General features: G+C 39.0%; 12 protein-coding genes and 2 rRNA genes. 5 read left to right on the top strand and 9 right to left on the bottom strand.

Features of this window, described 5'->3' with window-relative positions:
• The first annotated feature begins 10 nt into the window (after nucleotides 1-10).
• On the top strand, nucleotides 11-649 hold the full coding sequence (mnmD, locus tag LBQ60_05580) for a tRNA (5-methylaminomethyl-2-thiouridine)(34)-methyltransferase MnmD (protein MDR2037375.1): 639 nt from the start codon (nucleotides 11-13) through the stop codon (nucleotides 647-649).
• A 10-nt stretch (nucleotides 650-659) separates the two neighbouring features.
• Here the strand turns inward: mnmD and metG are convergent, their stop codons facing one another.
• The 7 genes from metG to LBQ60_05545 all read right to left on the bottom strand — a co-directional run bounded on the left by metG (nucleotide 660) and on the right by LBQ60_05545 (nucleotide 9160).
• Nucleotides 660-2696 (bottom strand): methionine--tRNA ligase, encoded by a 2037-nt coding sequence (metG, locus tag LBQ60_05575; protein ID MDR2037374.1) that lies wholly within the window; start codon nucleotides 2694-2696, stop codon nucleotides 660-662.
• Nucleotides 2697-2902: 206 nt separating this feature from the next.
• Entirely contained in the window at nucleotides 2903-3970 is a 1068-nt protein-coding gene (locus LBQ60_05570) for a VOC family protein (GenBank protein ID MDR2037373.1), read from the bottom strand.
• Between the two features lie 6 nt (nucleotides 3971-3976).
• Nucleotides 3977-5239: a hemolysin family protein gene (locus LBQ60_05565; protein MDR2037372.1), complete on the bottom strand. Its 1263-nt coding sequence runs from the start codon at nucleotides 5237-5239 to the stop codon at nucleotides 3977-3979.
• A 2-nt stretch (nucleotides 5240-5241) separates the two neighbouring features.
• Entirely contained in the window at nucleotides 5242-5814 is a 573-nt protein-coding gene (gene lptC / locus LBQ60_05560) for an LPS export ABC transporter periplasmic protein LptC (protein MDR2037371.1), read from the bottom strand.
• A gap of 243 nt (nucleotides 5815-6057) precedes the next feature.
• Complete coding sequence (locus LBQ60_05555) at nucleotides 6058-7224, bottom strand: tetratricopeptide repeat protein (GenBank protein ID MDR2037370.1); 1167 nt, start codon at nucleotides 7222-7224, stop codon at nucleotides 6058-6060.
• 51 nt (nucleotides 7225-7275) lie between these two features.
• On the bottom strand, nucleotides 7276-8013 hold the full coding sequence (locus LBQ60_05550) for a type III pantothenate kinase (GenBank protein ID MDR2037369.1): 738 nt from the start codon (nucleotides 8011-8013) through the stop codon (nucleotides 7276-7278).
• 19 nt (nucleotides 8014-8032) lie between these two features.
• A complete protein-coding gene (locus LBQ60_05545; GenBank protein ID MDR2037368.1) occupies nucleotides 8033-9160 on the bottom strand; it encodes a galactose mutarotase in 1128 nt (375 codons plus the stop codon).
• A 218-nt stretch (nucleotides 9161-9378) separates the two neighbouring features.
• Between LBQ60_05545 and LBQ60_05540 the strand changes: the two genes are divergently transcribed.
• The 4 genes from LBQ60_05540 to LBQ60_05525 all read left to right on the top strand — a co-directional run bounded on the left by LBQ60_05540 (nucleotide 9379) and on the right by LBQ60_05525 (nucleotide 13177).
• Nucleotides 9379-10305 carry a bile acid:sodium symporter family protein gene (locus LBQ60_05540; GenBank protein ID MDR2037367.1) on the top strand — a complete coding sequence of 309 codons (927 nt, stop codon included), beginning with the start codon at nucleotides 9379-9381 and terminating at the stop codon, nucleotides 10303-10305.
• A 24-nt stretch (nucleotides 10306-10329) separates the two neighbouring features.
• A complete protein-coding gene (locus LBQ60_05535) occupies nucleotides 10330-11706 on the top strand; it encodes an anaerobic sulfatase-maturation protein (protein MDR2037366.1) in 1377 nt (458 codons plus the stop codon).
• Nucleotides 11707-11748: 42 nt separating this feature from the next.
• Nucleotides 11749-12486 (top strand): 1-acyl-sn-glycerol-3-phosphate acyltransferase, encoded by a 738-nt coding sequence (locus LBQ60_05530; protein MDR2037365.1) that lies wholly within the window; start codon nucleotides 11749-11751, stop codon nucleotides 12484-12486.
• Nucleotides 12487-12793: 307 nt separating this feature from the next.
• Nucleotides 12794-13177 (top strand): hypothetical protein, encoded by a 384-nt coding sequence (locus LBQ60_05525; protein MDR2037364.1) that lies wholly within the window; start codon nucleotides 12794-12796, stop codon nucleotides 13175-13177.
• 131 nt (nucleotides 13178-13308) lie between these two features.
• Here the strand turns inward: LBQ60_05525 and rrf are convergent.
• Together rrf and LBQ60_05515 are read right to left on the bottom strand one after the other, a co-directional pair.
• Nucleotides 13309-13417: ribosomal RNA gene (gene rrf, locus LBQ60_05520) — 5S ribosomal RNA — on the bottom strand.
• 73 nt (nucleotides 13418-13490) lie between these two features.
• Nucleotides 13491-13874: ribosomal RNA gene (locus tag LBQ60_05515) — 23S ribosomal RNA — on the bottom strand; the annotation flags it as partial.

The raw sequence follows: 13874 nt of genomic DNA, 5'->3' as shown, positions 1-13874 counted from the left end.
AGGTGGATCAATGGTAAGGCAACTATCCGTAATTACGACCGAGGATGGATCAAAAACCATTTATTCCGGGCAATTCGGAGAGCACTACCACTCAACTTACGGAGCGGTTAACGAATCTAACCATGTTTTCATTGAAGCTGGTTACCTTTTTACCGAAAAAAATCCTGTATCTGTATTAGAAATCGGATTCGGTACAGGATTAAATGCCTTTTTAACCTTACAACAGGCAGAAAAGTTGAACCGGCCGACATATTATGAGGCCATAGAATTATATCCTGTTGAGGGGTCAATCATGAAAAACATATCCACTGATGAAACTTTCCTTCAGCTACATGCTTCCGAATGGGATCAGGCAATAAAAATTACAGATCATTTTATCCTGAATAAACGAAAAGGCGACCTCACCGACATCGCATTTTCTAATAATTTTGATGTAATCTATTTTGATGCATTTTCTCCTGAAGTACAACCGGAAATGTGGACTACAGACATTTTTTCCAAATTATATTCAATCACCCACTCCAAAGGAGTATTAACAACCTACTGTGCTAAAGGCGCAGTAAGGCGGAACCTACAAAGCATAGGATATGCTGTTGAACGGCTTCCCGGGCCTAAGGGCAAAAGAGAAATATTACGAGGAAGAAAATAATTCCTTGGTCTTATTTAACTACACTACCATTGATGACTGATTTTTCCGGAGAAACAAATATCAGTTTTCCATCAGCATCCTCAGCCAGTAAGATCATGCCCTGAGATTCTATCCCTTTCAATTTGCGGGGAGCCAGATTGACAATTACACTTACCTGTTTTCCTAATAACTCCTCTGGAGTAAAATATTCGGCAATTCCGGACACAATGGTACGTTTATCGATACCCGTATCTACCAAAAGACGCATCAATTTATCGGTTTTAGGCACTTTGGCAGCCTCCAGGATGGTACCAACCCGTATATCCATAGACGAAAATTCATCAAATGACACATTCGGTTTAGCGGCAGCAACTTGGTAGGCATTTTTTTCATTGGCAATTTTCGTATCAGCAAGCCGTTTCAACTGTTTTTCTATTGCATCATCTTCAATTTTCTCGAACAATAGTGAGGGATTATTGAGTTGATGGCCTTTAGGAAGTAAATCATCGTCTCCAATTTTATCCCAAGGTATTACGGGCAAATGAAGCATCTCTTTCAGTTTTTCAGAACTGAAAGGGAGAAAAGGCTCGGAAAGCAGGGCCATATTTGCGGCCAATTGTAAAGATATATTCAATATGGTTTGGACCCGGGCTTCGTCAGTCTTGATCAACTTCCACGGCTCTGTATCGGCCAGGTATTTGTTTCCCAACCGGGCAAGATTCATGGTCTCCTTAAGCCCTTCCCTGAATCGGTAGTTCTCAATGGCATTTTCCACATGATGCCGGATGGTCTTTATCCCTGCCAGTACTTCTTTATCGTAGTCCGTAAGATGGCCTATTTCAGGGACCAATCCCCCGAAATACTTTTGGGTCAGTACTAATGCCCTGTTGACGAAGTTACCGTAAATAGCAACCAGTTCATTGTTATTTCTGTCCTGGAAATCCTTCCATGTGAAATTATTATCTTTGGTTTCCGGAGCATTTGCTGTTAATGTATACCGCAAAACATCTTCCTTTCCTGGAAAATCATCCAGATATTCATGCAACCATACAGCCCAATTCCGGGAGGTGGATATCTTATCGTTTTCAAGGTTCAGGAACTCATTGGCAGGAACATTTTGTGGCAGGATATAGGACCCTTCGGCCTTGAGCATTGCCGGAAAAATGATGCAATGGAATACGATATTGTCCTTTCCGATAAAATGTACCATACAGGTATCGTCGGATTTCCAGTAATCTTTCCATGTATCAGGTAACAGTTCTTTTGTATTGGATATGTATCCGATAGGCGCATCGAACCATACATATAATACTTTCCCCTCAGCACCCTTAACCGGAACAGGAACTCCCCAATCCAAATCCCGGGTAACAGCACGGGGCTGTAAGCCCAGGTCAAGCCATGATTTACATTGTCCGGAAACATTTGGTTTCCATTCAGTATGCTCCTCAAGAATCCATTTTCTCAGGAAGGGTTCATATTCATCAAGTGGAAGATACCAGTGTTTTGTTTCTTTAAGTACAGGGACAGAACCACTTAATGTAGAACGCGGATTGATCAGGTCTGTTGCATTAAGAGAAGTACCACATTGCTCACATTGATCACCATATGCCCGTTCATTACCACAATGAGGACAAGTTCCCGTAATATAGCGGTCTGCTAAAAACTGACGGGCCTCCTCATCGTAATATTGCTCTGATTCTTTTTCAACAAATTTACTGTTATCATATAGTGTTTCAAAAAATTCCGAAGCAGTTTGATGATGTATCTCAGAAGTAGTCCTGGAGTATATATCGAATGAGATCCCAAAACGTTCAAACGAGTTTTTGATGAGCGTGTGATAACGGTCAACAATTTCCTGGGGAGATACCCCTTCCTGCCGTGCCTTTATGGTAATAGGAACACCATGTTCGTCACTGCCGCCTACAAATACAACATTATGTCCCCTTAAACGCAGATACCGGCTGTAGATGTCGGCGGGAACATATACTCCTGCCAAATGTCCGATATGTACCGGCCCGTTGGCATAAGGTAAAGCTGAAGTAATTAAATACCTTTTATATTTTTTCATGTGAATAAAATTTGATTTTTAATGGATACATGTAATGTCCTATTCTGTTCATGAATGTGGGTATACCGCTATGTTTATGGACATTTCATGTGAATAAAAATTATTTTTCAATGGCCACATGGAATACATCATGTCTATTATTCATTACAATGAGTGTGCCGACAGGGTGCATAGCTATTTCACCCATCTGATTATTTACATGTCGGTTAATTTTTCACTCTATTGAAGCGTAAGGCCTTCAGCATCCAGCCCGGAAGTGCTTTTTCAGGATTCCGCTTACGAAGGTTCAGGTACCATCCGATTTTCTTAAGAATAGGTAATTTATGTGTTTCCACAAATTCTATCAGGCCTCCGTCCGGATCCTCAATATAAGCAAAACTACCGGCAGCCTCTCCCATATCAAAAGTATCACTGTTGGCTGAAGTATCAACTGTAAAGGGATATCCGGCCAATTTACATTTAGCACGCATAATATCCATTCCATTTATATCAAAACATAAATGTATGAATCCCAGATCTCCCCAAAAACGTCCTTCAAAAATTTTCCTTGGCGTACGATCTATGACCTGAATCAATTCTATCTGACTTGGACCTAACAGCTTACTAAATGCTCCTTTACGCGGTTTACTGTGATTTAACAATACCCGACGGTATTGATTTGGCATAGCCGATAATTGATCCATATCCTCGAAATTTCCGGTCTGGTCATATACAACAGTATCATATCCTAAAATATCCGCATAGAATTTTTTAGAAACTTCGACATCACTGACACCGATCACAGCACCATACACCCCTCCTGTGGGAAAAGCACCGGAAGAAAACCATTCATTTCCTTTAACAACCTGAAAAATATTATTATAAGGATCTGTGATGTAAAAAAAATCACTTCCTGACGGATCTTTATAGATGGGAGTTACCTTAGCGTTCTTTTGCAGGTAAAAATCATGGGTAGCTTTTATATCCTTACATTTTATTTTGCAGGAATAAATACCTAAATCGCCAGGGAGTATCTGAAATGCAGGAGGCTGTGGTATTCTTCCCCGGTATTGCCAGATTTCAAAACCACCACCACCCTGTAGATTGATGGCCAGGGCAGCATGTCGTTCACGAGGCTCTCCACCGGTATACGGAAGCATTAATGCTGCAACAGCAGCTTCTTCAAAAATACGTATATCTACGCCAAAATACTCGCGGTACCATTTCCAGGCCTGATGTACATCGGGTATACCGACACCCATTTGTTGTATCCCACTAATAATTAACTCACTCATTGAATGTTATTTTTTATTGATGATCATTTGAACCAAATCAATCCGTGTATTGGATATTTTCCTGATAATAAAAGTATATGGTTCTATTTCTATTACTTCTCCTGCCAATGGAAAGTTTAAATGATGATATAAAATGAAGCCGGCCAACGTATCATAATCATCTTTTTCCGGTATATCCAGATGAAAAGTTTCATTGATATATTCTATTTCGAGTCTTCCGGAAAGAAGATATTCATGATCATTTACCTTCCTTTCCACCAAATTATCCTTATCATGCTCATCCTCAATATCGCCGAAGATCTCTTCAATCAGATCTTCCAGGGTAAGCAAACCGGAAGTTCCTCCGTATTCATCTACTACAATGGCAATGCTCTTATGTTCACACATAAAAAGTTGCATCAATTTGTTGGCAGACATTGTTTCCGGAACAAACGTGATAGGATTTGTCATCGATTGGATAGATTCCGGATTTTTAAATAACTCTTTTGAATGAACATAACCAATAATGTTATCTATATCTTCCGTATAGACAATGATCTTTGACACTCCTGTATCAATAAATTTCTGCTTCAGATCCAGTATAGACGTATTCTCGTCAACAGCAACAATATCCGTACGGGGAATCATACAATCACGAATCTTAACGGAAGAAAAATCGATCGCATTCTGGAATATCTTTATCTCATGTTCAGCATCCTGTTCACTTTTGGCTACCGGTTGGACCTCACTGGTAAAATTATTCAGGTCAACCTTCCTGAATACATTCTCTTTATCACTTTTCTGAGGGTCGAATTTTGTAAATATGCGTAGGAAAATATTTGCAATACCAATGATTATCTTAGGAATAGGATACAATAAGATGTAAAAAACCAATAATGGTATGGCAAAAATATTTAATGAAACATTGGGATTTATCTGGAATAAAACCCTGGAAACCAACTCAACTACTATAAAAAAAAGGAGTGCAGCAACAACAATTAAAACCAACACAGGAAGTACGAGTGTCGGAATATATGCTACAAGGATATTCCATAATGCTGCAGTCATAAATATACCATATACGACCAGAGCAACACAATAACCAACCAGCATGGTAGACAAATACTGCCCGGGATTATTCATAAAAATACTGATAATCCCTGATGAAAATTTCCCTTGTTTTCTATCTAACTCTACGCGTAATTTGTTGGAAGAGATAAAGGCTACTTCCAAGCCGGAAAAAAATGCAGCAAAAATAAGAGAAACAACGACCCATAGAGAAGGACTCATAACTATTCTGTTTCAGGTTGCTTTGTATTGAATTTAATTGGTCCGCTGGCTTCCCGTAATCTATAATCAGAAAAATCCTGAAGCGCCCATATTCCTTTTTTTCCAACCTGTATAGATCCATTTGGAAATGTAATTTTCGTGGAAATATTCGAATACACTTCGCCTTTTTCCTGATCCCAGAACATTTGTTCATTTTCAATTTTCCTGCCGTCAGAACTAATAATGACGACATTACTTCTTGCTTCCCAAATATTTGTTGTTCTATCATGCATAGCCCAGTTCGCAGTGATCTCTCCCCTGGTTTCACCGTCTTTCTCAAAAAACCAGACATGTAAACCTTCAGGAAATTCATCCCGGGGTTCTTTGGCTTCGGTAAATTGTTTGACAAATGGCGAGGTCAGCTTCATTTGCAGACGGGCAGAATCCGAATATGTTATGTCAACATTATAAGCGACCATATCCGGTTCTTCTTCCGGATCTATAATCTTGTTGATGACCTCCATATCATTTTTACAGGAATTAAATCCTATGAAAATAAAGACTGTTACAATAAAAAGACTAAACCATTGTCTCATAAAGATATATTTACACATAAACCCTCAGGACACATTTATCCTGAGGGTTTACTGTTAATTTATATTCTGAAAATCAGAACCGTGCTTTCGTTGTCTCATTAACCCAACATCCGACAGTAACGGTTGTTCCTTCTTTAATATCATAGAAAAATGCGTCTTCCTTATTGGGAAAGAATTTAGTATAATCCCTTATAGATTGATTTACTCTTTCACCATATTCAGGATCCACAGTTTTTGCTTTGGTTAACTTATCAACAACAACCCAGTAGATCTGCGCTTTTTGAAAGTCTTCTTCCCCACACTTTGGACCAACCAGATAAATATTTGCCAACAACACATAAGGTTCTCCCCAATCAGGACGCAATTTACTTGCTTCAAGGGCGCATTTTTTGCTTCAGTATATTTCTGCATTTTGTCCAACAACACATTACCCATCTGACAGTAATAATTAGCCTTGTCAATCGGATCTTTTTCATGTTCTATGGCACTCTCGAAGTACTCAAGAGATTTTTCAAAATTACCTTTCCTGAAAAATAACTTGGCCATATTGTATGCTGCGGCAGCGGACGGGTCTAAAGCGACCTGTTGCTCTGCTGCTTTTTCGAATAATTCGGAATCGGTACACTCATTCCTGTTGAGCAACCTGGTCAACTTGCTAAGAAACTCAAGGTCATTTTTATCAGTTTCGAATTTAGGTCCATATATTTTGGCTAAATTTTCACAGTTAGCCGCAGGACTCTTAGCAAAAGCATCATCTATCTGATCACGGGCTTTCGCCAATTCTTCGTCAGATGTTTTCTTTAAAGCTGCATTTAGAACATCACTCACCTTGGTATAATTATCCAACAACTCTTCATCGGTTAACGCACCCTCGTTGTTCAATTCTATCGAAGTTTTCATATAAGTTACCATACTCCGCGGTTGTGACTTCTCCTTTTCAAGATTCATATACTCCTCTGAGGCAGTCAACAATCTCTTTTTTTGTGCCGGTGTTTCATTGGCATACCGTTCCATGTCCTGCAACTTATTGACCATTAAATTCGCCTTGTTGGGACGTGTTTCGATACCAATTTGATAAACCTGCATCAAGGTATCTACTAAAGCATCTTTCTTTGACGGATCCAATTCTTTGGATATAAAATCCTTATACATCGTCAACCCTCTGGGTATCAGATTCGGAGACGATTGCGGACAATTCTTCATCAGTCTACGCCAGTAAACAATGGCATCTTTATAATTTTTATGCTGATAGTCTCCGGCAAATAAAGACAAATCTCTCCTACAATCTATACTGTCCTGTCCCCTTCCAAATTTCGTACCTGTTACAGATCCCGGCTGTGCCGAAACCGAAAGTACCATAAAAAGACCGACAGATACTATTCCTAAAAATTTATAACCGATTTTCTTCATTGTTATACTCTCCTTTATTAATTATCCCGAATCGACCGGGATAAGATTTTGTTACTCTCTTCTTAAATTATACTTTACTATCTCATTTAGTCCGATAAGCACCAAATTCGATTCTACAAAAATAGGTGTTTCCATCTTATCTGCAAAAAAAATTGCATCCCCTCCTGAGAATATAAAAACCATTTCCCCGTATTTTCTTTTCAAATGATTGATATAACTACTCACTTCAAAAATGATACCATTTTGAACACCAGCGATAATAGCCGTTTTGGTTGAATTTCCAAACATGGGAAAATCAGCGGTCCGTTCTTCCAATGGTAATCTTTGTGTATAATCATGTAAAGCTCGAAATCGTATATTGATGCCGGGAGAAATATTTCCACCATGATAATTTCCGGTTTTATCAATAAAATCAAAAGTCAGGGCTGTTCCTGCATCTACCACCAGGATATTTTTCCCCGGATACTGGCAATAAGCTCCTATAACAGCCGCTAACCGGTCTTTACCTAACGTCTCAGGCGTTTTATACAAATTTTTGATAGGAAGCGGCGTCTGCGCAGTCAATTCGATATAAAAATCGACTTTTGATGACAGCACATTGGCAATATCGCCATCCACATTTCCTACAACAGACATGATACCTGCACTAAAACGAGGCAATGACGAAAAATGCTGTAACATTTTTTCCGGACTACCGGAAGAAAATGTTACAACATTTTTCATATCATCATTTTCAAAAACGGCTATTTTTGTAAATGTGTTACCGACATCTATACAAATAACAGACAAAACCTGATCTTACGAAAATTTATTTTGTAGAAAATTTATAAATGGTCTGAGTTTGATAGGTGGTTCCTGGTTGCAATATGGTCGATGGGAAATCCGGCTGATTGGGAGAGTCCGGAAAATGTTGCGTTTCCAGACAAAAACCTGCACGTTTATCATACCTGATATTACCTTTACCAACTAATGTACCATCCAGAAAATTTCCTGCATAAAATTGAACCCCGGGTTCTGTGGTAAAAACCTCCATGAACCGGCCGCTTTCCGGCTCATAAGCTGTTACAGCCAAAGCCAACGAACCTGTATTGTTACGCAATACCCAATTGTGGTCATATCCTCCGCCCAGCTTCAATTGTTCAAAATCAGCATCGATGCGTTCTCCGATTTTATGAGGTGTAGTAAAGTCCATTGGGGTTCCGGCTACATCCGGAAGATTTCCTGTAGGTATCAGCCCACCATCCACTTCGGTATACTTATCCGCTAAAATAACCAGCTCATGATTGGCATTGGTCGGTTGTTTGAGGGCAGAAAGGTTAAAATAAGTATGATTGGTCAGGTTACACGGAGTTGCCTTGTCTGTAGTGGCCTTATAATTGATTTTTAATTCATTGGCATCTGTCAGGGTATATGTTACGGTTACTTGCAGGTTGCCGGGATAACCTTCCTCCATATCTTTACTCAGATAGGTAAGTTCAAGGCTGTTTTCTTTTTCTCCGGGAATGGCTTTTGCATTCCATACCACTCTGTTGAATCCTATATTTCCACCATGTAGATGGTTTTCCCCATTATTGGTTGCCAAAGTATATTCCACACCATCCAAGGTAAACTTACCTTTGGCTATACGATTCCCGTAACGTCCGATAATGGCACCGAAATTCGGGTTGCTTTTCTCGTAAGCTGGGCTAATATATCCATCCAACTTATCAAACCCCAGTACTACATCGCCCATTTTTCCGTTTTTATCCGGAACATGTAATTCAGTGATGGTTCCTCCGTAAGTGGTTACTTTCATGACCACCCCCTGATGATTGGTCAGGGTATATAATTCAACAGGTTGCCCCTTAAATTGTCCGAAATCGGATTTAGTAATACCTGCTTTATCTTTTTTAGTACCACTCCCACAGGAGATCAAACAAAAAATAACAGATAGCATGGCTACCGCACGAAAAACTCTTCTATTGTTTTGCATTTTATGTTGTATTTATAATTGAAAGCATTTAATTTTTTCATCCATCAAAAATAGATAACTTAAGCGATATTTCTACCATTTGTTCTGTTATTTTTGTTAAAAATAAGGAGTTTATTTTCTGTCTTCCTATTTTTATGTGTATTTTAGCCGGGTATTTGTTAATCTGAATTATATATTTTATAATGTCATCATTACTGGTTCTGGACGATATCAGGCTGAATTTTACGCCGGGTTCTTTAAAATTAATGAACATCATTTTGGCTTTTGTGATGTTCGGGATAGCCCTTCGTATGAACTTTTCAGACTTTAAGGATGTAGTAAAAAAGCCTAAAAGTTTTATTGTTGGTGCTGTTTCCCAATTTATTTTATTGCCGGCTGTAACATTTTTGCTATTATTAATCCTTCGTCCGATACTTTCACCGTCGGTCGCCATGGGAATGATTTTAGTGGCTGCCTGTCCCGGAGGGAATATATCCAATTTCATTACTACACTGGCCAAAGGAAATATAACGCTATCAGTCAGTCTATCTGCATTCTCCACATTAGCTTGTGTCGTGATGACTCCTCTAAATTTTTCCTTTTGGGGAAATCTTTATTTTAACACATCAAGAGAAGTTATTCCTATCGAAATCAGTTTTTGGGAAATGGCGCAAACTGTGTTTATTTTGCTTGGGATACCTATTGTTCTAGGTATCTTGTTCGCCCGTCATTATCCAAAAATCACCCGGAAACTGATCAAACCGATGGGAATATTATCCATCATTGCCTTTATTGGCTTTATTGTTATGGCATTGGCGGCCAATTTCAGTTATTTCGTGAAATATATCCATCTGATCGGCCTTATTGTCATCCTGCACAATACTGTAGCCTTATTGACCGGTTATACCTCGGGACGGATCACACGACTTTCCTGGAAAGATGTACGTTCGATCACTATCGAAACCGGAATCCAGAATTCAGGCCTGGGTCTGGTACTTATTTTTAATCCGAAACTTTTTGATGGTCTTGGTGGAATGGCTTTTGTTGCAGCATGGTGGGGAATCTGGCATATTATATCCGGAATGGGACTGGCATTCTTGTGGCAAAGAAAAACGCCGTCTCAACCTTAACACAATAGCTTCTACCTTTGAATAATGAAGCATACTTATCAGTCAATCCCGGTTGCATTCAGTCTTATGGCCAAGCCATTTGGTCCGGTATGTAATCTCGATTGCCATTATTGCTATTATCTTGAAAAGGATAAAATTTACAGGCAATCGTCTCACTTTAAAATGAATGAGACTGTCCTGGAAAAATTCATCAGCGAATACATTACATCCCAAAACATTCCTGTAATTCAATTTGTCTGGCATGGCGGAGAGCCAACCATGTTGGGTATTGATTATTATAAAAAGATACTTGAATTGCAGAATAAATACAGTAAGGGAAAAACCATTGAGAATATATTGCAAACCAATGGAACCCTTTTGGATGATGACTGGTGCTGTTTCTTCCGGGACAATCATTTCCTGATAGGTATATCTATTGACGGACCAGAACATATCCATGACCGATACCGATTAACAAAATCAGGAAAAACATCCTTTAAAAAGGTAATGCAGGGCGTTGAATTATTGGTAAAACACCAGGTTGAATTCAATACGCTCTCCGTGGTAAATGATTATAATGCGAAATATCCTCTGGAAATATATCGTTTTCTCAAGAGTATCGGGAGCAAGTACATGCAATTTACCCCCATTGTAGAACGAATTGCACAGAATGTGCCGGAAGATTCGTTACATTTATTATCCGGAAAAGATGATTCATTGAATAAAATGGCTCCATGGTCCGTTAATGCGATGGATTATGGTCTTTTTTTATGTAATATATTCGATGAATGGGTTTTAAATGATGTCGGCACTTATTTCGTCCCTACCTTTGATTCGATCTTGGCAAATTGGGTGGGATCTATGACTTCTATCTGTGTCCATGCTGAAACTTGTGGCCATGCCGGTGCCATTGAGCATAACGGGGATGTTTATGCTTGTGACCATTATGTTTTTCCAGATTATAAATTGGGAAATATTCATACTGACTCACTGGTCTCCATGATGTATTCACCAAAGCAACTTAAATTCGGACAGGAGAAACGTACATTGCTTCCCCGGGATTGCCAGGAATGTGAATATCTATTTGCTTGCAACGGAGAATGCCCGAAAAATCGCATCATTAATACGCCGTCAGGTGAACCTGGATTGAATTACCTTTGCGAAGGATTAAAATATTTTTACAGGCATGTGGCTCCCTTTATGGATTTCATGGCTGAAGAATTGGCCAATGAGCGTCCTCCGGCCAACGTCATGCAATGGGCCCAACAAAGGGTTAAAAGGCGTCCGGTTGTAAAAAACACGGTAGATAATGCGGCCGGTATGAAGGCTAATATCAAACCTAATGACTTTTGCCCATGCGGTAGTGGTAAAAGATATAAACAATGTTGCCGGAATAAACCGGAAAATTTGAAAAATATTTAACATACAGATATATTATTATATTAATCTTATAAAAGACAAAATATGTATTATTATTTAGTAACAATTTATCTGGTAATTATATTTATTACAACATCTCTGACCTTTCTGCCTATAGCTGTGGTTTTACGTGTTTTTACAGGCTGGTTTGACCGTAAACTCAAAATATTACATGTATTTTCATGTTTCTGGGCTTCTTGCTATATATGGTTAAGTCCCCTGTGGCGAGTGACTATTACCGGTCGTGAGAATGTAGAAAAAAACAAAGCATATGTCATGATCAGTAATCATCAATCAATGCTTGATATTCTGGTCGTCTATTATAGTTTTCTTCATTTTAAATGGGTGGCTAAAGCGTCGTTATTTAAGGCGCCTATTATCGGATGGAATATGTATCTGAACCGCTATATCAAGATTGAAAGAAGTAGTTTAAAAAGCCAGCGTAAAATGATCCGGCAATGTGGTGAAAACATTATGAAAGGAAATTCGGTGATGATATTTCCTGAAGGTACCCGTTCAAAAACCGGAGAACTCAAAAGATTTAAAGAAGGGGCTTTCCTTATTGCACTACAACAAAAGTCCGATATCATTCCTATGGTAATCGACGGATCATCCGAAGCACTGCCTGAAAGCGGATTCTTTTTCCGGACAAAAAAACATATAAAATTACATATCTTACCTGCTATTATGTATGAGTCTTATAAGGATATGAATGCTGATCAACTCTCAATCCATACATACCAGATAGTGGAAAAAGAATTAAATTCCATGCGTGAGTCATAAATCCGGAATTTTGGTGGAAGCAGGATCAATTATAAAAAGAAAATTCCTGATAATCTATATATTTTAGATCTTTTACCAAAAATTAAATTTATTATTTTCCTAATTCAACATATTATGATTTACCTCATTTGTGTCTGATTTAAATACAAAACTAACACAATAACAACTATCGATTCTGATAAAAATATCTTTTGTACTATCTAAAATTATTATATTTACACCATCATATATTTATTTGAATGACAAATGTTCATTCTATTTTTTAATTTTAATACAGAAAACAATGAAAAGAATAATTATTTATTCGATGTTTATTGTCTTATTTTCTACCGCTTGTGGAAGTAATAAGACTTTAGTGGAACAAACAGCAGAAAATTTCATCACTGCAGTCTTAAGCGGGGATGTGACGAGAGTACGAACAATGGTTACGCCTGAAACAGCTCAAAAATGGGGTGTTGGAGCGGAATTTATAGACTTGTCACTTCCCTCTGAAGTAAAGCAAAAGCTACAATCATCAAAGTCACCAATAACAAAAGCTGTTGTAAACGGGGATAACGCCCGGATCAGCTTAGTCGCAGCATTACCGTCTGTTGAAGGACCGGTTGATGAGTTGCCTTTTAAGAAAGAAGGTAAAAGATGGTTGGTCGATGCCCCCGGACTCTTTGCAAAAGCATTGGTAAATACGGAATAAATTATGATAAGAGGCTTTACAGGAAAAAAACCCGGTGATTACCGGGTTTTTTTATTGTTGTATGTTTGGTATGGTGTCTGTATATGCTAAAATAAAAACACCCTTCCATTTTTAATGAAAGGGTGTCTGAAGATCGGCGGCGACCTACTCTCCCACAAATGCAGTACCATCGGCGCTGGCAGGTTTAACTTCTCTGTTCGGAATGGGAAGAGGTGGAGCCCTGCCGCTAAAACCACCTGAAACCGTTCGATCCTTACGGACCGTATATCAAAGACATAATGGAAAACTATAAAACTAAACAGTATATTTTTATCTGAGAAAGTCACGGGTAATTAGTACTGCTCGGCTTTGCCATCTCTGGCTTTACACCTGCAGCCTATCAACGTAGTAGTCTGCTACGACCCTTAAGGGATATCTCATCTTGAGGCCAGCTTCGTGCTTAGATGCTTTCAGCACTTATCTTAACCGTACTTAGCTACCCAGCGGTGCCCCTGGCGAGACAACTGGTACACTAGCGGTACGTCCGACCCGGTCCTCTCGTACTAAGGTCAGCCCCCCTCAAATATCCTACGCCCACAACAGATAGAGACCGAACTGTCTCACGACGTTCTGAACCCAGCTCGCGTGCCACTTTAATGGGCGAACAGCCCAACCCTTGGGACCTTCTCCAGCCCCAGGATGTGACGAGCCGACATCG

The organism is Bacteroidales bacterium, assembly GCA_031275285.1.
Classification (GTDB): domain Bacteria; phylum Bacteroidota; class Bacteroidia; order Bacteroidales; family UBA4181; genus JAIRLS01.
This window is presented reverse-complemented; position numbering and strand designations above follow the sequence as displayed.